This is a genomic window from Roseobacter sp. N2S (genome assembly GCF_031454055.1).
Classification (GTDB): domain Bacteria; phylum Pseudomonadota; class Alphaproteobacteria; order Rhodobacterales; family Rhodobacteraceae; genus Amylibacter.
Genome location: NZ_JAVDQB010000005.1, coordinates 214,583 through 231,646, shown reverse-complemented (window position 1 = coordinate 231,646; position 17,064 = coordinate 214,583). Strand labels below are relative to the sequence as shown.

Sequence of the window (17,064 nt, the reverse complement as noted above, 5' to 3'; positions counted from 1 at the left end):
ATGGAAACTTAGGTTTGCGGCCTAGTCGTCCCGTTCCATGGTTTCAATCAACCGCGTTTCCAGCAATTGTCCCCCCCGATACAGAATCGGATAGGCCACTGCAGAAATATGGCTGTTGAATTCCTTTAGCGAACGGGTGGTTTCCAGATGGATGTCGCTGGATTCGAAACTTTTTGCAGTGCCTTCACTTAGGCGCCGCAGGTGTTTCTTGCGGCTGGTGCGTTCCATCTGGGTCATTTCGGTTTTTTCTTCCAGCAGCAGGCGGGCACTGGCCAGATCGTCGGAAATCAGCACATTCGAGGCCAGTTTCAAATTCGCTAGAATCCGTTCGTGCATAGAGACCAGTTCGGCCTGCCCTGCCACCGAAAAACTGATACTGCCTTCGTTCTTTTCTTCGGCAAGGGGCAGCAGGTTTTTGACGATTATATCCCCGGCCGATTTCAGCGCGATGGCATATTCGGTCAATTCGCGGGCCTGTTTGTTTTCCTTTTTGCGCATGGTGTCCTGGGGGATCGCCGCCACATAGCGCCGCACACTGTCGAGTGCGTGATTCAGCGCGCGATCCTCGGTCAGCAGCGCCTTGACCTGCCCCCTGTCATACGAGGCATAAACCTCCATGACGGGCAACATCATACCCTCTACGATCTGGGTCATCCGCAGGGCTTCCCGCTTTAACGAGGCTAAAGCCAAGGCCGGAGACACCAGTGCTTCGTCGTCCAGAACACTGCGATGGATCAGCGGTGTCTTGGGCCCGGTCGAAACGGAATCAGGCAAAAGCTGTGTCATTGGTCCGTTTAACAGGCGGCAAAACGGCAGAACAGCCAACTGTGCAAGGTTAAAGGCGATATGCACATTTACCAAAGTCTGCCCTGCCACGCGGCTGCTAAGGTAGGGCAAAATAGGCAGGGTGTTCACCAGCAGCAGCGCAACAATCGCCCAACTGCCACGGATCAGCATATTGGCCAGCGGGACCCTTCGGGACTCTGGTGACATGCCACGACTTAACCAGACAGGAATAAGCGATGACCCCAGATTGGCCCCGAGCACCAGCGATACACCAGCCTCGACTGGGACAGCATTCAGGCTGACAAGCGTCACACACATCAGGATCACCGCCAGCGAGGAATGCATCACCAGCGCCAGAACAGCCCCGACGATAAAGGCGGTAATATAGTCTTGCGCCAGATAGCTGGCCAAGGCGGGCAAGAAATCGCTTTCGCGGATCGGGTCCATAGTTTCACGCAGAAAACGCAATGAAATCAGGATGAAAGCAATGCCCAGAATGATCCGCCCTGCCTGTTTCGCATTGCGCCCTGTGGATCGGATAAACGTGGCCCCGCCCGTGGCCAATAGCAAAGGCACCAACCAGTCCAGCGGAAACGACAGCACTTGGATCAGCAGCGCCGAGCCAAGATCCGCCCCAAGAGTCATCGCAAGCCCCTCGCCAAACCCGAGCGCGGCCGTGCCTGCAAACCCTGCAACCAACAGCCCAACAGCTGCCGAACTTTGCAAGATCACCGCCAGCACCAGCCCCGTGGCCGAAGCCCCCGCAACATTGGAATTGCGCGTCATCAGGCGGCGGAAAGACGCTCCGTAAGCCCGCTCAATTCCGGTCCGCACCAATCTGACCGCATAGAGCAGCAACATGGTTGCCCCGGCGAGATGTATAACGAAGGACAGAATGATCACTGTAGAGTCACGCTCAGGGTGTGGTGGGGTGACGGATAGATGTTTGGCATGGGAAATCCCCTTTATGAACGGGCTAAACTACCTGAAGTTTCGGGCGATACAAACTCGGTATTTGAAAAAAGTTTGACGCGAATCATCAATTGTGTGCATTTGTAGTATAAGTGTTACAATTGTAGTCCAAAGAAGAAAATACCCTTCGGTGCGATAGCTTTTGCTGCCAAGCTGGAAAAACAATTGGACATTCCTCTAAGGTTGGAAAGCTTAGAGGTGTCACTATCCTGGGAGAGGAAAACATGAACATACCTTCAATCAAGACAACAGTCACCACCGTGGCCGCATTAATGCTGGCGCAATCCGCGTTTGCGGGTGATCTGACACTCTACACATCGCAACCAGATGCGGATGCTGCTGAAACAGTCGCAGCGTTTGAGGCCGCGAATCCCGGCGTTAAGGTTCAAATCTTTCGCTCTGGCACCAGTGATTTGATGAGCAAACTTGCCGCTGAATTTGCAGCAGGTGCGCCCCAGCCCGACGTTTTGTTGATTGCAGATGCTGTCAGCATGGAAACCCTGAAAGCTGACGATCGCCTGATGAAATATGAAGGTGCCAACACCGAAGGGTTTGATGCAAATGCCATTGATCCCGAAGGTTATTATTTCGGCAGCAAGCTGATCACCACAGGCATTATGTACAACACCGCTGCTGGTGAAAAGCCTGCACATTGGTCTGATCTGACAGGCGACGCCTATAAAGATCTGGTTGTGATGCCAAGCCCGCTGTATTCGGGTGCCGCTGCCTTCTTACTGTCCGGTTTTGTCGAAGACCCTTCCTTGGGCTGGGATTTCTTTGAAAAAATGCAAGCCAACGGTCTGACGGCTGTGCGCGGCAACGGTGCGGTTCTGAAATCCGTTGCGTCTGGCGAAAACGCTTACGGTGTTGTGGTTGATTTCCTTGCGATGAACGCAAAGAAAGACGGCTCCCCGATTGAATTCGTCTTCCCCGAAGAAGGCGTTCCAGCGGTGACAGAACCTGTTGCGATCATGTCCACAGCCGACAATGTAGAAGACGCGCAAAAATTCGTGGATTTCATCTTGTCAGACGATGGCCAGAAACTGGCGCTAAGCCAAGGCTACCTGCCTGCAAAAGCATCTGTTGGCACACCCGATTGGCTGCCAGAAGGTGTGAACGTCAAAGTGATGGATATCTCCGCGTCTACTGTGTCTCCGAAAATCGCAGACAATAAGAAACGCTTTGCCGATATGTTTGGCGGATAAGCAACGCCATGAGTTTAAGTGGCAATAAGGATCGGGGCCAGTTTTTGGCCCTGATTACTTTCATCTGCATCATCGTCTTCGTGCTGTCCTTCCTGCCGTTGCTGCGCCTGCTGCAAGAGGCCGCCTTTCCAGGTGGTGATTTTTCCCTGAGTGCGATCCGCGACAGTCTGGCGGATGACACGGTTTGGCGGGCGACCAGAAATACAATTGTTGTGGGCATCGGGGGCACGGTTGCATCCGTTGTGCTGGGTGTGGCGGTGGCTTTGATCGTCACCCTAACGGATGTGCGACTGCGCCAGACGCTGGTTTTGTGTTTTGTGACGCCGTTGATGATCGCCCCGCAGGTGACTGCATTGGCGTGGCTTCAGGTTTTTGGCCCCTCTAGCCCGATCCTGCATTTCGTCGGGTTGGCGCCACCGCTTGGCACGCCGAACCCGCTGTATTCCCCCGAAGGCATCGTCCTGCTGCTGGCGATCCAGTATTCACCTCTGGTGTTTCTGATTGTACGCGCGGGTCTGCGCCAATTGCCCCGTGAATTGGTCGAGGCCGCCCAAAGCGGCGGTGCGGGTCCGTTCCGGATTATCGCCACGATCATTCTGCCGCTGGCAACCCCCGCTATTGTGGCCGCCGCCGCGCTGACTTTTGTGTCCTGCGTCGGCAACTTTGGCATTCCCGCATTCCTTGGGATTCCGGCCAATTATCTGGTGCTGCCTACGCTGATCTTTCAACGACTCGCAGGCGGGGGCCCCGACGTGCTGGCCGAGGTCGCCGTTCTTTCCATTCTGATCGCCATCATCGCGATGATCGGGATTTTCCTGCAAGATTACTTTAGTTCCCGCCGCGATTATCGAATTTCAGGCACCTCAGCCGCACTTGCCCCCTATGCTTTGGGCCGTTGGCGCCTGCCTGTTGAGGCGATGATGTGGCTGCTGATGGCCGTGATCCTTGTACTGCCTTTGACCGGTCTTATCCTGACATCACTGGTGCGCGGTTACGGCGTGACCCTCACCGCTGACAGCGTGACACTGGAAAACTATCGTTTTGTGATGGTGGAACATGCCGCTGCACAACGGGCCTTTGCCAACAGCTTCATGCTGTCTGTCGCGGCAGCCGTATTCGCCATGTTCGTAGCAATTCCGCTGGGCTATGTCATTGCATGGCACCGCGGGCGCTGGACAAAAATCCTGAACATCGTGGTGGAAATGCCCTATGCCCTGCCCGGCGTAGTTCTGTCGATTGCAGCAATCCTGCTGTTCCTCAAACCGATCCCCGTGCTGGGCGTGCAGCTGTATAACACAGTCTGGATTATCCTGTTCGCCTATCTGGCTAGGTTTTTGGTGCTGGGCGTCCGCCCCGTGGTGAACGGCTATCTGCAAATCGACCGCGCCTTAGAAGAAGCCGCACAGATCGGTGGCGCACGGCTGTTGACGCGGATGCGCACCATCATCTTCCCGATGATCGCCCCTGCTGCCATGGCTGGCGGGTTGTTGATCTTTATGACGGCCCTGTCCGAACTTACTGTGTCTGCCCTGTTGTGGTCATCCGGCGCGGAAACGCTCGGGGTTGTAATCTTTAGTTTTGAACAAGGCGGAGACACAAAATACGCCGCTGCCATTTCGGCCCTTTTAGTTGCCTTCACCTTTATGTTGATGCTGGCGGCCAATCTCTTTGCGCATAAATTACCTAAGGGGGTGCTGCCATGGCGGGACTAACCATCAACAATGTCACCAAGAAATTCCAAGCCTTTGAAGCCCTTAAAGACGTTTCAATTGATGTGCGCGAGGGCGAATTCCTTGCCGTTCTTGGCCCGTCCGGCTGTGGCAAAACCACAATGCTGCGGATCATCGCAGGGTTTGAACAGGTCAGTGAAGGTGAAATCAGCATTGGCGGCAAGGTGGTATCTTCGCCAAAATTGAACGTGGCACCCGAAAACCGCCGCATAGGGATTGTCTTTCAAAACTATGCGCTGTGGCCTCATATGAGCGTGGCTGAAAACATCGGCTACTCCCTGAAAATCGCCAAAACCCCCGCTGCCGAACGGGAAAACCGCGTGGCCGAGGCGTTGAAACTGGTGGATATGGAAGGCTACGCAGACCGCGCGCCTGCCAATCTGTCGGGCGGTCAGCGCCAACGGGTCGCGCTTGCACGTTGTCTGGTGGCAACGCCGGAACTGGTGCTTTTCGACGAACCACTGGCCAATCTGGACGTGCATTTGCGCGCCTCAATGGAGGACGAATTCGCCGATTTTCACAAACGTACAGGCACAACAATTGTCTACATCACCCATGACCAATCCGAGGCTATGGCCCTAGCAGACCGGATCGCCGTAATGGACCAAGGCCGTTTGGTGCAGTTGGACACCCCCCATAAACTCTACCATGAACCCGCGACACCGATGGTGGCTTCGTTCATTTCACAAGGGATGGTTCTACCGGTTGAGGTTTCAGGTTCAGGCGTCGATGGCACTTGCACAGCGACCCTGTTTGGCCAGCCGATCACCCTACGCTGCCGTCCAAGCGACGCACAAAAAGGGGCTGCACAAGCCTGTTGCCGTTCTGAAATGGTACGGATTGTCGGGCCAAATGACCCCGGCTTTGACGGCAAAATCATCCGTGTGGTTTATCAAGGCGGGCTTGCGCGGATCGAATTTGCCCCCGATGCCGCGCCAGACCTGACCGTACACTTTGTACAACCCGATCCCGTCACACTGGAACCCGACCAACCTGCACGACTGGCCTTTGCAGGCGGCTGGCTGATCCCTCGTCAGGACGAACAATGATGCAGGTTCATTTACAAGGCGGATTTGGCGAAAAAGGCCGCACAAGTGTCTGCCTGCAAGCTGACGGCACCACTGTTATGCTGGACGCAGGGATCAAAGTCGGCGCCCCAGATGATAGCTATCACCCCCGCCTTGCGGTTGATGCCAAAGACATCGACGCCCTTGTGATCACCCACGCCCACGAAGACCATGTGGGCGCATTGTGCTGGCTGGCTGGCCAAGGATTTTCTGGTCCAATTTACATGACCGCCGAAACCCTGTCCGAAACCCCGACCACCCTTGCCCAATACGCCAGACCTGACGATCTGGCGGCCTTTCCGTTGGAAAAAATGAACATCCAACTGGTTGAAATCGCAACACCATTTGCCATTGGCCCCTTAACCCTGAACACGGGTCATTCCGGCCATGTGGCAGGGGGCATCTGGATTTCTGTGGCGGCGGAAACCTCTAGTATCGTCTATTGCGGCGATGTTGTGCCTTACAGTGCAGTTTTCCCGATGACGCCGCTGCCTGTCTCTGATCTGTTGCTGCTAGATGCTTCTTACGGGGCGGACGCGGTGCCTGCCAAAACCCGCGCCACATCAATTGCGGCTTGGATTGCGGCACGCCCAAATGGTTGTTTGTTGCCGACACCTTTGTCGGGACGTTCCCTTGAACTGATCGCGATCCAGCCCGGTCCTTTTGCCATTGGCGCGGGTATGACCAAATCCCTGATGGCCCAGATTGATGCGATTTCCGGCTATAATCCAACTATGGCGCAGCAGTTAACAGATCGTGTACGCGCCGCTCACCTGTGGCGCGAGGGCACCAGCTTCCCAACCATGCCCCTACTGGTTCATGACGGAATGGGCTCTGCAGGCCCTGCGGTAACGGCCATTCCACAGGCACTGGAAACAGAAACACCCATGCTGTTTACAGGGCATTTGCCCGACGGTTCACCCGCCGCCATAGCCTATGAGCACGCTAAAGCCGACTGGATTCGCTTGCCAACCCATCCAACCCTTGATGAGAATATCCGGCTTTGGACCGACTGCGCCGCACCGCGTGTGTTCGGACATTCTTGCAGTGCTGGCGACATGGTTGATCTTGGCACGCATATTACAAATCTGAACACAACGGTCCGCACGGGCCAGACCCATACCGTAGAAGGAACCCTCAAATAATGCGTATTTTGATCGCCAATGACGACGGTATCGACGCCCCCGGCATTGCACTGGCCGAACAAGCAGCCCGTAAATTAAGCGATGACGTTTGGGTTGTGGCCCCCGAAGAAAAACGAACCGCCGCAGGCTCTTCACTGACTTTGGGCCGTCCATTAACCATGACTAAGACAGGGCATCAGCGTTACAGTTGTTCTGGCACCCCTGCGGATTGCGTGGTTATGGCGATGACATGGCTGTTCAAGGACGAAAAGCAGCCCGATCTGGTTTTGTCTGGCGTGAATGACGGCCCGAACGTGGCCGAGGACATCGCCTATTCCGGCACGCTTGGCATCGCGCGCGAAGCAACATTTTGGAACCTTCCTGCGATCGGCATGTCACGGGTTAAGAACCCGAACCGTGCGGAAGGGGATGCAGCCTATCTTGCCCGCTTGATCGAGCAATTATGGGAGCAGCGGCAAGACTGGGTTCTGGACGGGCATTGGATGTCAATCAACCTGCCCGCCACCCTGCCCGCGCAAATCCGTCAGGCTAAAATTGGCCGCGATAAAATTGCATCTCGTAGTGACGTTATTACCACAGATGGAGCGCGAACAGAACTTATGGTGCCCCGTGGACGGGCGGGGGCTGGTAGCCCCGGGGATGAAAACCACTTGATGAGCCAGGGCTTTGCAACGCTGACGCGCCTGTCTTGGTTGGGCCATACGGATGTGACGCAGGCAGTAATGGAAAAACTGCCTGACAGTTGAAACTGACAGGGCGTGTAACTTTGCGACGGGCGGTTTATACTGATCAAAACGCCACCACAAACGAGACCGCGCCATGTGCTCTGCCGCAGTTGATGAAACCACGGGAATGCCTTTGCCCACACGGAAATCCGTGCGGCAAATGCGATGGTTCGAACGTTCGTTTCGGGCGCGGATGGCAGCAATGGCAGCGCAAATCGGGGTGGATTATAACCTCAGCGACCGTCTGCTGGCGGATACGTTTTTGTCTTGGCACCGCGCGTTTGATAGCCAAAAACCCGCATCCAGAATGGTGCGGCGCAGCTATGTGGGATTTGCGGCGGGCATGATGTTTCATGAACTGCTGCGCAAAAAACCCGTGACGGTAAATGCCCTGCCCAAGCAGGTTGATTCAAACGCGCCTGCCTTTCAGCACCCCGAGGAATACCTTTACGCCAGCTACTGCCACACCATCCGCCAAGCCATACTGGGGCAGGATTTCTGGCTCGACACGCGCAAACCGGATCGGCTGGATGATCCGGAACTGTGGCGGGATTTTAGCGAAGAAATCGCCATGGATCGCGGCGCCGCCATCCGCTTTCTGGAACAGATCGCAAACGAGCCTTCGCCCCTGCAACTGCCAATGACCGATGATCCCGCAGGGGGCTTTGGCAATCGCCTGTGGAAACTGGCCGAACGACATACCCAACCCGATTTGCCCGCTCAGTCATCTGAAAATTTCGGACTGCGCCTTGTGTCTGACGCTGATCAGGTAGAATTGCCACCTGCCACCCGCCTAGTGCTGATCGCCTTTGAAGGGGTGGCGGCACATACCAGCCGGATCGACGCTGCCGAACTATGTTCTCTGCTGAACGAATATAACGCCAAACTGACGCCAGATCAGACGCACGACCGGTTTTTCGGGCAACCGATTTCAGCCGCCATGACCTATGTGGCGGAGCGAACAGGCCAACTTTGTCCGGGTGGTTTTGCCACGAAACTGGATCAACGGCTTATCGCCCGTGACGCAGAGGAACTGGAAGTGATGCCAGGGTTGCAAGACCTGCTGCAAAGGCTTTTGAGCGGTGGGATCGACGTTGGCATCATATCCTATGGCCGTCCCCAAAGGGTGAATGCTGCGCAACAGCTTCCGTCCTTGGCGGCGCTGAAACCTTTCGGCCCGATCCACTTTCTAACCCCCGAAAACCGTCTGACAACGGTTGCAAACACCTATGGACATGGACCTCGAAACACCCTTTTGATCGACGCCAGTAGTACTGGAATCGGCATGGCACAAAACGGATTTATGCCGGCTTTCGGCTTTGCGCCCAAAGCACGGATCGGTGACAGAAACGCCCTGCGTTTTGCTGGGGCGCAGATGGTTTTATCGGATTTGAACGCGCTGATTTGTAGGGGTTAAGCTTTTAACAAGCTGCGCGCGGTTAATTCATCTGTAACCAAAACCGTTGGCGAAACCGCGCGGATTGCAGCCTTGATCACCACGGTTTTATCACTGCCGCCAGACACCAAGACCCGCTGCGGGATATTCGCCAAGGATTCTAGATCGACCGAAATCACACGATCATTGATCGGATGATTTACCGGAACCCCGTCCCCGTCAATAAAGTTGTAAAGGACATCGCCAACAGCACCGGCCTCGGTCAACGATTTGCGCTCGGATTCGTTAAGATGGCCCAGTTTATACGTGGTCGAACCTTCAGAAATTCCGCCCGCCCCAAAGACTGCAATTTCGGCGGTTTGGGCCATTTTGAACACATGTTCCAAGCCGCATTGATCCAGCAGAACCTTTCGGGCATCCGCGCTATCAACAAGGGCTGGTGCGGGGATAAGGTAGCCTTCTGCTTCAAATAATTCCGCGAACCGCCATGCGAATTCCGCTGGATTAAACCGCCGCGCCTCCATTATGCCACCCAACAAAGACACCACGCGCACGTCTTTTAGATTGCGCCCCTCAATATGGGGCAGGCTTTCGTGCAAGGTGCGCCCCCAGCCAACGCCAATGGTTAATCCCGCCCGCATCAACGCCGAAATATGGGCCCCTGCCGCCGCCGCAATCACCGCAGTCGGATCGGCTTTTGCATCAGATACAGGCGCCACTATCGCCCGTTCCAGCCCAAAACGTTTTTCCAGATCCCGCTGCAATTCAATCAGTGAGGCCAGTTCGCCTTTGATTTGAATCGTGACCTCACCGCGACGGCGGGCTTCTGATAACAGGCGGGTCACGGTGATGCGATTGACCCCAAGGATGGCGGCCACATTACTTTGGGTTTCGCCCTCCATATAATAAATCCACGCGGCGCGCAGGCGCAGCTCGTCTCCGGCATCGGATTTTGTGCGGGCTCTTTGGGCGTGCGGTGGTGCCATGGGACAGTGGCCTTCCTATCCGTTAAGGTTGTGTGCCCCCAAGGAACTTTATTCAGCCTCTTGTCGCAACAGAAAAGCGATCTCTGCGGTACGTTCTAGCTGCGGCATGTGTCCTGTGTGTTCAAACAGGTTCAACGAGACCCGCCCCGGCGCGCAAAAGGCGTGTTTCCAGGGGATGATCCGATCTGATTTCCCCCAGATGATCCGCGTGGGCATTTCCACCCGATCAAGGGCGGCGCGTAGATCAAATGCCTGCACGCCTTCGGGGAAAACCCCGTCTGCAAGGGTTAGCTGTGCCTGCCGCAAATCGGGGTTCTGGCGTTGTTGCATCACCGCGCGTATATAACCATCGCTGATCAAAGCGAGGTCATGGGTCAATGTGCGCAACCAAGGGCCGAGGCTTTCCACACGGCTTGCACTGGCGATCCCCGTCAAGGCCGCCCCGTTGATTTCAGGCCCCAAACCCGCGGGGGAAATCAGCGTCAGCCGGGATACGCGGCGCGATCTAGTGTCAGCAATCGCCAACGCCGCAGCCGCGCCCAAGGAATGCCCGACAAGGTGGACGGTTTCCTCGCCAATTGCATCAAACGCCTGCCGCATCTGGCGGGTCAGATCAGCGAAACTGCGCGGTACATCGTGGATCAATCGCCCGTGGGCCGGCAGTTCCATGCGGATCACACGCCGCCCAGCCAGTTCCCGTTCCAGACGAGCCCAGCTGGCAGGGTCACTGGCAAAGCCATGGATCAGAACCAAGGGAACATCGCGCCCCTGCGTGTGGATCACAGGCGCGCGGGTGGTATTGTCAGGAACATCGCTGGCCTGGATACGCCCGCGTGGGCCGCTGCCTGTGATGTCATAAAGGGGATAATCCCGTTCCTTGGCCAGCCGGCGCGCCAACGGGGTCGCGCGCAGACCCGCACCTGTGGCAATAACCGGTTCAGCAGGGCTGTTTTGTTTTTGCGGCGGTGGGGGGGCCGATGTCACCTCGGGCTCTGCAGCTTTGGCGGGGGGGGCGGTGTCGTTTTGTGCCAAAGCTGCAGGGGGGTCCCCAACGTCCTCTCCTTCGGCATAAATCCATGCCACGGTTTGTCCGATGGGAATAACAGCGCCCTCAAGCGCGATAATATGGTGTAACGTACCGCTGGCGGGGCTTTCCACCTCCATCGCGGCTTTGTCGGTTTCGATGTCAAAAAGCGGATCCCCTTTGGAGACAGTCGCGCCTTCGGTCACATGCCAGACAGACAGGGTGCCGTGGGACATATCCATGTCCACTTTGGGCATGATGACAGTGGTTGGCATCAGCGGCGGCCCTCAACCAGATCGCGCACAGCTGTAATAATATCAGGCACTTGTGGTACTGCGGCCTTTTCCAGATCAGGATTGTAAGGGATCGGGCAATCCGCCCCGCCCAGCCGTACAATCGGCGCGTCAAGGTAATCAAACGCATCGCTTTCTGCCACCATCGCGCTGATTTCCGCGCCAATGCCAAGGGTTTTCACCGCCTCATAGACACAGACCAAACGTCCGGTTTTACGCACAGAACCAAGCACGGTTTCGCGGTCAATGGGGCGGATGCAGCGCAGGTCGATCACCTCGGCGTTTATCCCGGTTTCCGCCAGTGTTTTTGCGGCCTCAAGCGCCTTGTGAACCATGATAGAGGTGGCAACGATGGTAACATCATGGCCTTCACGGCGCACCGCAGCTTTGCCGATAGGTACGGTATAACGCCCCTCTGGCACCTCGCCTTTCATTTTGTAAAGCAGCTTGTGTTCAAAGATCATCACCGGATCAGGATCGTCGATTGCCGCTAACAGCAGGCCTTTGGCATCATACGGCGTGGTAGGTTGCAGGACTTTCAAACCCGGAACATGGGCCAGCCATGCCTCGAGACTTTGGCTGTGTTGCGCCGCCGCCCCCGTGCCAGAGCCAGCCGGAAACCGCATCACCAACGGAATTGACACAGCCCCCCCCAGCATAAAGCGCAGTTTGGCGGCTTGGTTGACGATTTGTTCCATGGCCAGCGCGGCAAAATCGGAAAACTGGAATTCAAAAATCGGCCGCAGACCCGTCATTGCCGCGCCCACAGCCACGCCAGCGCCGCCCAGTTCTGAAATCGGCGTATCCATCACCCGATCAGGCCCGTAAGTGTCAATCAGATCGCCTGTGACCTGAAAGGCACCGCCGTAAACGCCGATGTCTTCTCCCATTAAAACAGTGCGTTCATCCTCGGATAACGCAATGTTCATGGCCTCGCGGATAGCCTCGGCATAAGAAATTTCGCGGCTCATATCAGGGGCCTTGTGTAAACGTCGCAGGTCAGATCGGCTAGATTGGGCGCAGGGCTGCTGGCGGCAAATTCAATGGCTTGGGCAATGGTTTGGTCGGCGTCGTTTTCCATCGCGGTAACGCCTTGTGCATCCATAATACCATGGGCGATCAGCATTTCAGCCATCCGCGGTATCGGGTCACGGTCCATCCAGTCAGCAATTTCCTCTTTGGTGCGATAGCGGTTGCGATCCGATTTGGAATGCCCGCGCCAGCGATAGGTCATGGATTCAATCAGGCTTGGCCCGTTCCCTGCTTTTGCACGCTCTGTGGCGGTTGCCATGACTTCCGCTACGGCGGAAAAATCATTGCCGTCCACGGTGACACCTGGCATGGAATATCCCGCCGCGCGGTCAGCGATTTGTTTCACCGCTGTTGATCGTTCGGTGGATGTAGACATGCCGTAGCGGTTGTTTTCGCAGAAGAACACCACAGGCAATTTCCAGACCGAGGCCATGTTCAACGCCTCATGGAATGCGCCTTCGTTGTTGGCCCCATCGCCAAAGAAACAGACGGTTACAGCCCCCGTATTGAGCCGTTTCGCACTAAGGGCAGCGCCCACAGCAATCGGCAATCCGCCCCCGACAATGCCGTTAGCCCCAAGGTTGCCTTTTTCCACATCGGCGATATGCATGGAGCCGCCTCGCCCGCGACAATAGCCTGTTTCCTTGCCAAAAAACTCCGCAAACATCCGGCCCATATCAGCGCCTTTGGCCACGCAATGGCCATGTCCGCGATGGGTTGATGTGATCTTGTCACTGTCGCTTAGTCCGACGCAGGCCCCGACCGCGCTGGCCTCTTGGCCGATGGACAGGTGCATGGTGCCGTGGATCAAGCCACGGGTGTAACTGTCTTCGGCGCCCTCTTCGAATTTGCGGATCAGGTACATTTTGCGCAGGGATTCACGCAGGGTTTCGGGCGTCAGCTTGCGGATCGCCCAAGGGTCGTTTGCGTCGCTCATTTGTGCCCAGCCCCAAAGATCATTGCGTCTTGTTTCGCACGCATAGCGGCGATGCCAGACCCAACAGGCGGTGCAGCATTGGCGGTGGTGATCAATTCACCTTTCCGGATTGGCGCGGTCACACGCCCCCCTGTCAGCAAGCCACAGGGGATGGCCCCAAGGGAGCGGGCCTCGCCTGCTTCCATCACCCAAGCGCGGTAGCAATATTCGCCAATCTGGTCGAGCGTTTCGCCCACTTGCATATCCCGTTTCGCCAGCGCACAAACCTCGGCCACGGGACGATCGAGCGGCACCATATCGGCTTTACCGTGCAGAACCGCACGCGCGCAGGTCAGCGGCACTTCGAGTGAGGTCAGATGATAAGGGCGCACAAAGGTGAAATACGGACCCTCGCCCATTTTCAGATCGCGCATCCGTTCGTGAATACGGGGGTGCTGGGCATGGACCACAACAAACACACCTGGGGCCAGCCCCTGCCCCACGGAAAAATCAACCCGCCCCGAACCGCTTAGGATACCACCGTCACTTTCGGGGATCAGCACATTGGCCAGTTCTTTGGGGCCAGCGTTTGGCCCATGCATGCCGGGGCGGTCAGGGATCAAGCCCGTGGCATTGGCGATTGCGGCCATTTCCACCATGGTTTTAGACCCGTCTACAAATTCAACCAACATGCGGGCATTCATGTTGCGAGCCTTGGCCTCGGCCATGTAATCATCTGGAATCGCATCGAAATTCAACGGATTGTTCTTACCTTTGCCCGCACAAACGATGTCATGACCCATGGATGTGGCGAATTCGATCAGCTCCATGCAGGAGGACGGTTCATCCCCTGCGCCCAGCGAATAGACCACACCAAGACGCTCGGCCTCGGACCGCAGGAAGGCGCCGATTGTAACGTCAGCTTCCACATTCATCATCACCAGATGTTTGCCCCGCTCCATCGCGGCCAAGCCTAGTTCGGCCCCCACGGCAGGTACACCCGTGGCGTCAATCACCACGTCGATCAGCCCGCTTTCGAACATTTGCATGGCGTCTGATGCGATGGCGATGTGACCATCCTCGATCACACGATTCAGCGCATCGGTGGAACTGGCATCAACGCTGTGGCCGGTTTCCCCGTAAGCCGTAGCCACCGCATCATGGGCCGCTTGGGGACGAATTTCGGCGATGGCCGCCACATCAACGCCGTCCATCATGGCCGTGCGGCTGACAATATCCGTGCCCATCTCGCCAGAGCCAATCAAGCCGATGCGCACCGGTTTTGCACGGTCTGACAATTCTCGTGCAAAGCCTGTCAGGGCGACATTTCTTGCCATGACTCATTTCCTCTCTGTGGGTTTTAGCCTTTAACTAAATTGAACTTTCGTTCAGTTGTCAATATATATGTTCACTTCCACATCCCCCGCCTCTATGCTATAAAACAGCTCTGGAGTGCGGTGTTTTTCTGGCGCTCCAGACCATAAGGATCTTATGCAAATGACACCGCGTCCCCCGTTGCGCATTCCAAGACCCGAAGACCTTGCGATACCGTTGCGTGACCTGTTCCGTGGCGTGCAACAGGCAGCGCGGATTCCGATGGCTTTGGCACAGCCCGTTGTGTCCCACCTGCCCGATCCGGTGCGCGATACCCTGTCCCAGATCGGACAGCGCGCCGAAGTGATTTACAATGACAGCCTGACCATCTGGCGGCCCTCTGCATCGGAAATCCGGCAGGCCACGGCCTTTCTGACAGATGCTAATCCGTCGGATTTGGCCGCAACTGGACGGGTTGTTGCCTGGGCGCTAGAAGTGGCTTTGGCCCGCCAAGATAACACCCCGCAGTTTTTCATCAGCGAAACTGTCGTGACATTGGCACTGGATGAAGCCCTGTCAAAAACCGCAACCGATGCAGACCCGTCTGCCCGTGCTGCAGCCGCGATGTTTGCGGTAGTGTCCCATGGGCTTGGACCGTCACCCGACACATTCCCGTCCCCGCGCATGACGCCGGAACGCATTGCCCAATTGCGCAGCGCCGCCTTTGCCGCCGCCTTGTTTTTGCTGGCTGAACGCTCTGTTGATTTGGACGATGAAATCCGCATTCTAAGCTATGCCATCACCATCACCGATCTGATCGCCGCAGAAATCCATGCCGCGGCAGAGCCTGTGGATAACGCAACCCACATCGCCGCTCTCCTGCGCCAGCACGCCGATATGATATGAACGTCGAACAGATATTCGGGCAACCAGTTCACTTGCCGCTGCGCCGTGCTTTGCAACGGTTCCGCTGGTTTACGGCCTCGTTCACAACTGAAATCGCCGCGCAATCTGCCGCAACGGGCATGGTGTATGAAACCTCGGATCACGCGATGGGGCGGGTATTCTTGGATTGGCGCAAAGCTTTTGTAACGCAAAACCCGCAAGACCCATCTGAGCGGGAAAGGTTTATCGGCTTTGCCGCAGGTCTGATGCTGCGCTCTATGATCCGCCATAAGCCGCTCTGCTGCCCGCAAGCATATGGGAAAAACGACCTTTCCGCACCACAGGATTTTTGGCCCGAAGGCCATGCCTATGTCAGCTATTGTCTGGCCATACGCGCTGCCATTTTGGTCGAAGAATTCGGTGAAGACACCCTGAATTCAGCCGCGCGCCCCGCCGAACGGGACGATATCCGCACATGGCAATCCTTCCGCGAGAACGTGACAGAAGATCCAAGTCTCGCCATTCCCTTTCTTGATCTGTTCGCGGGAGAGACCCCGAATTGGGCCGCCCGCGACGTGTTCCGCTGGGGGAATGACACCACGATTTTAGACTTTGCCCCAAACCGCCATTAGCGCGTCAAACCGACCTGCACCGTGCCAGATCTGTGTGCTTATTGGGCATTTGCCTATAAAATGTGCAATTTACGCCCAAATCTACAGGGATAAGTCTGCGAAAACCCCACGTAAGCCCTACCCTGTTGCAACGAAATTTCATTCGGCGCTAAATCAACGGCATGAACCCAAAAATACCGTTGCTTGTTTTTACCGATCTCGACGGAAGTTTACTCTCCCACACTGATTATCGTTGGGATGCCGCCGCGCCTGCCTTGGATATTTTGCGGGAGGTTGGGGCTGGGATTGTATTGGCCAGCAGCAAGACCGCCCCCGAGATTATCACGCTGCGACAACAGCTTAGCCTGCAAAACTGGCCTGCGATTGTTGAAAATGGCGCAGGGGTATTGGCACCGAACAGCCAAAGTGCACCTGAAAATACAGCCTATGCTAGGTTACGTGCCATCCTGAACGGCCTTCCAGCAAACCTGCGAGCGCCCTTTCGTGGGTTCGGAGATATGGATGAGTCCCAAATCGCAACGCTAACGGGTCTAAACGCGGCGGATGCCAGGCTTGCGCGGCAGCGGGCATTTTCCGAGCCTGGCCTGTGGTCGGGCACCGCCGCACAGCGCAGCGACTTTCTGAACGCCCTCGCCGAACAAGGTGTCACAGGGCGCGAGGGCGGGCGGTTTTTGACCCTGTCTTTTGGCCAAACCAAAGCCGATCAAATGGCGCAGATCATTGCCGCATATAAACCGCATACCACGGTCGCACTTGGGGATGCACCCAACGATGTTGAAATGCTAGAGACCGCCGATTTCGGGGTCATTATTGCAAACCCGCACCGTGATCCTTTGCCCGTTCTGGCGGGCGAAAAGACCGGTCGGATCATTCGCACCACACAAGTCGGTCCTGCGGGTTGGAACACGGCGATGCTTGATTTGATCAAGCAACTCGATATGAAATAAGGAAGAAAA

General features: G+C 56.3%; 15 protein-coding genes. 9 read left to right on the top strand and 6 right to left on the bottom strand.

The annotated features are described in order from the left end of the window. Window positions 1-21 precede the first annotated feature (21 nt). Entirely contained in the window at window positions 22-1,647 is a 1,626-nt protein-coding gene (locus tag GGE09_RS13900) for a Na/Pi cotransporter family protein (protein WP_309746750.1), read from the bottom strand. 335 nt (window positions 1,648-1,982) lie between these two features. On the opposite strand from GGE09_RS13900, the gene GGE09_RS13895 reads away from it, so the two are divergent. From GGE09_RS13895 to GGE09_RS13870, 6 genes are all read left to right on the top strand, one after another. Further along, window positions 1,983-2,963 (top strand): ABC transporter substrate-binding protein, encoded by a 981-nt coding sequence (locus tag GGE09_RS13895; protein ID WP_309746749.1) that lies wholly within the window; start codon window positions 1,983-1,985, stop codon window positions 2,961-2,963. An 8-nt stretch (window positions 2,964-2,971) separates the two neighbouring features. Next, window positions 2,972-4,675, top strand: coding sequence for an iron ABC transporter permease (locus GGE09_RS13890; protein ID WP_309746748.1), 1,704 nt, complete (start codon window positions 2,972-2,974; stop codon window positions 4,673-4,675). Further along, window positions 4,663-5,742: an ABC transporter ATP-binding protein gene (locus GGE09_RS13885; protein WP_309746747.1), complete on the top strand. Its 1,080-nt coding sequence runs from the start codon at window positions 4,663-4,665 to the stop codon at window positions 5,740-5,742. The genes GGE09_RS13890 and GGE09_RS13885 overlap by 13 nt, the downstream gene beginning before the upstream one ends. After that, window positions 5,739-6,905: an MBL fold metallo-hydrolase gene (locus GGE09_RS13880; protein ID WP_309746746.1), complete on the top strand. Its 1,167-nt coding sequence runs from the start codon at window positions 5,739-5,741 to the stop codon at window positions 6,903-6,905. The genes GGE09_RS13885 and GGE09_RS13880 overlap by 4 nt, the downstream gene beginning before the upstream one ends. After that, window positions 6,905-7,651, top strand: coding sequence for a 5'/3'-nucleotidase SurE (locus GGE09_RS13875; protein ID WP_309746745.1), 747 nt, complete (start codon window positions 6,905-6,907; stop codon window positions 7,649-7,651). Before GGE09_RS13880 ends, GGE09_RS13875 begins: the two co-directional genes overlap by 1 nt. A gap of 73 nt (window positions 7,652-7,724) precedes the next feature. Further along, window positions 7,725-9,047 (top strand): hypothetical protein, encoded by a 1,323-nt coding sequence (locus tag GGE09_RS13870; RefSeq protein ID WP_309746744.1) that lies wholly within the window; start codon window positions 7,725-7,727, stop codon window positions 9,045-9,047. Here GGE09_RS13870 and GGE09_RS13865 read toward each other — a convergent pair. The 5 genes from GGE09_RS13865 to GGE09_RS13845 are packed head-to-tail and all read right to left on the bottom strand — an operon-like array spanning window position 9,044 to window position 14,614. Then, window positions 9,044-10,012 (bottom strand): sugar-binding transcriptional regulator, encoded by a 969-nt coding sequence (locus GGE09_RS13865; protein WP_309746743.1) that lies wholly within the window; start codon window positions 10,010-10,012, stop codon window positions 9,044-9,046. The two genes, GGE09_RS13870 and GGE09_RS13865, sit on opposite strands and share 4 nt — an antisense overlap. A 48-nt stretch (window positions 10,013-10,060) precedes the next feature. Next, complete coding sequence (locus tag GGE09_RS13860) at window positions 10,061-11,311, bottom strand: acetoin dehydrogenase dihydrolipoyllysine-residue acetyltransferase subunit (RefSeq protein ID WP_309746742.1); 1,251 nt, start codon at window positions 11,309-11,311, stop codon at window positions 10,061-10,063. Further along, entirely contained in the window at window positions 11,311-12,300 is a 990-nt protein-coding gene (locus GGE09_RS13855) for an alpha-ketoacid dehydrogenase subunit beta (RefSeq protein ID WP_309746741.1), read from the bottom strand. Before GGE09_RS13855 ends, GGE09_RS13860 begins: the two co-directional genes overlap by 1 nt. Next, window positions 12,297-13,298: a thiamine pyrophosphate-dependent dehydrogenase E1 component subunit alpha gene (locus GGE09_RS13850; protein ID WP_309746740.1), complete on the bottom strand. Its 1,002-nt coding sequence runs from the start codon at window positions 13,296-13,298 to the stop codon at window positions 12,297-12,299. The genes GGE09_RS13855 and GGE09_RS13850 overlap by 4 nt, the downstream gene beginning before the upstream one ends. Further along, complete coding sequence (locus GGE09_RS13845) at window positions 13,295-14,614, bottom strand: homoserine dehydrogenase (RefSeq protein WP_309746739.1); 1,320 nt, start codon at window positions 14,612-14,614, stop codon at window positions 13,295-13,297. The genes GGE09_RS13850 and GGE09_RS13845 overlap by 4 nt, the downstream gene beginning before the upstream one ends. A gap of 160 nt (window positions 14,615-14,774) precedes the next feature. On the opposite strand from GGE09_RS13845, the gene GGE09_RS13840 reads away from it, so the two are divergent. From GGE09_RS13840 to GGE09_RS13830, 3 genes are all read left to right on the top strand, one after another. Continuing rightward, window positions 14,775-15,497: a hypothetical protein gene (locus GGE09_RS13840; RefSeq protein WP_309746738.1), complete on the top strand. Its 723-nt coding sequence runs from the start codon at window positions 14,775-14,777 to the stop codon at window positions 15,495-15,497. After that, window positions 15,494-16,108, top strand: a complete 615-nt coding sequence (locus GGE09_RS13835; protein WP_309746737.1) for a hypothetical protein — start codon at window positions 15,494-15,496, stop codon at window positions 16,106-16,108. The genes GGE09_RS13840 and GGE09_RS13835 overlap by 4 nt, the downstream gene beginning before the upstream one ends. A gap of 161 nt (window positions 16,109-16,269) precedes the next feature. Beyond that, window positions 16,270-17,055: an HAD-IIB family hydrolase gene (locus GGE09_RS13830; RefSeq protein WP_309746736.1), complete on the top strand. Its 786-nt coding sequence runs from the start codon at window positions 16,270-16,272 to the stop codon at window positions 17,053-17,055. Window positions 17,056-17,064: the final 9 nt, after the last annotated feature.

Coding starts and splice junctions, on each gene's coding strand:
- GGE09_RS13885 (WP_309746747.1), top strand. CDS start 4,663: ATGGCGGGACTAACCATCAACAATGTCACCAAGAAATTCCAAGCCTTT.
- GGE09_RS13830 (WP_309746736.1), top strand. CDS start 16,270: ATGAACCCAAAAATACCGTTGCTTGTTTTTACCGATCTCGACGGAAGT.
- GGE09_RS13855 (WP_309746741.1), bottom strand. CDS start 12,300: ATGAGCCGCGAAATTTCTTATGCCGAGGCTATCCGCGAGGCCATGAAC.
- GGE09_RS13865 (WP_309746743.1), bottom strand. CDS start 10,012: ATGGCACCACCGCACGCCCAAAGAGCCCGCACAAAATCCGATGCCGGA.
- GGE09_RS13880 (WP_309746746.1), top strand. CDS start 5,739: ATGATGCAGGTTCATTTACAAGGCGGATTTGGCGAAAAAGGCCGCACA.
- GGE09_RS13860 (WP_309746742.1), bottom strand. CDS start 11,311: ATGCCAACCACTGTCATCATGCCCAAAGTGGACATGGATATGTCCCAC.
- GGE09_RS13900 (WP_309746750.1), bottom strand. CDS start 1,647: ATGTTGCTGCTCTATGCGGTCAGATTGGTGCGGACCGGAATTGAGCGG.
- GGE09_RS13835 (WP_309746737.1), top strand. CDS start 15,494: ATGAACGTCGAACAGATATTCGGGCAACCAGTTCACTTGCCGCTGCGC.
- GGE09_RS13890 (WP_309746748.1), top strand. CDS start 2,972: ATGAGTTTAAGTGGCAATAAGGATCGGGGCCAGTTTTTGGCCCTGATT.
- GGE09_RS13875 (WP_309746745.1), top strand. CDS start 6,905: ATGCGTATTTTGATCGCCAATGACGACGGTATCGACGCCCCCGGCATT.
- GGE09_RS13870 (WP_309746744.1), top strand. CDS start 7,725: ATGTGCTCTGCCGCAGTTGATGAAACCACGGGAATGCCTTTGCCCACA.
- GGE09_RS13845 (WP_309746739.1), bottom strand. CDS start 14,614: ATGGCAAGAAATGTCGCCCTGACAGGCTTTGCACGAGAATTGTCAGAC.
- GGE09_RS13840 (WP_309746738.1), top strand. CDS start 14,775: ATGACACCGCGTCCCCCGTTGCGCATTCCAAGACCCGAAGACCTTGCG.
- GGE09_RS13850 (WP_309746740.1), bottom strand. CDS start 13,298: ATGAGCGACGCAAACGACCCTTGGGCGATCCGCAAGCTGACGCCCGAA.
- GGE09_RS13895 (WP_309746749.1), top strand. CDS start 1,983: ATGAACATACCTTCAATCAAGACAACAGTCACCACCGTGGCCGCATTA.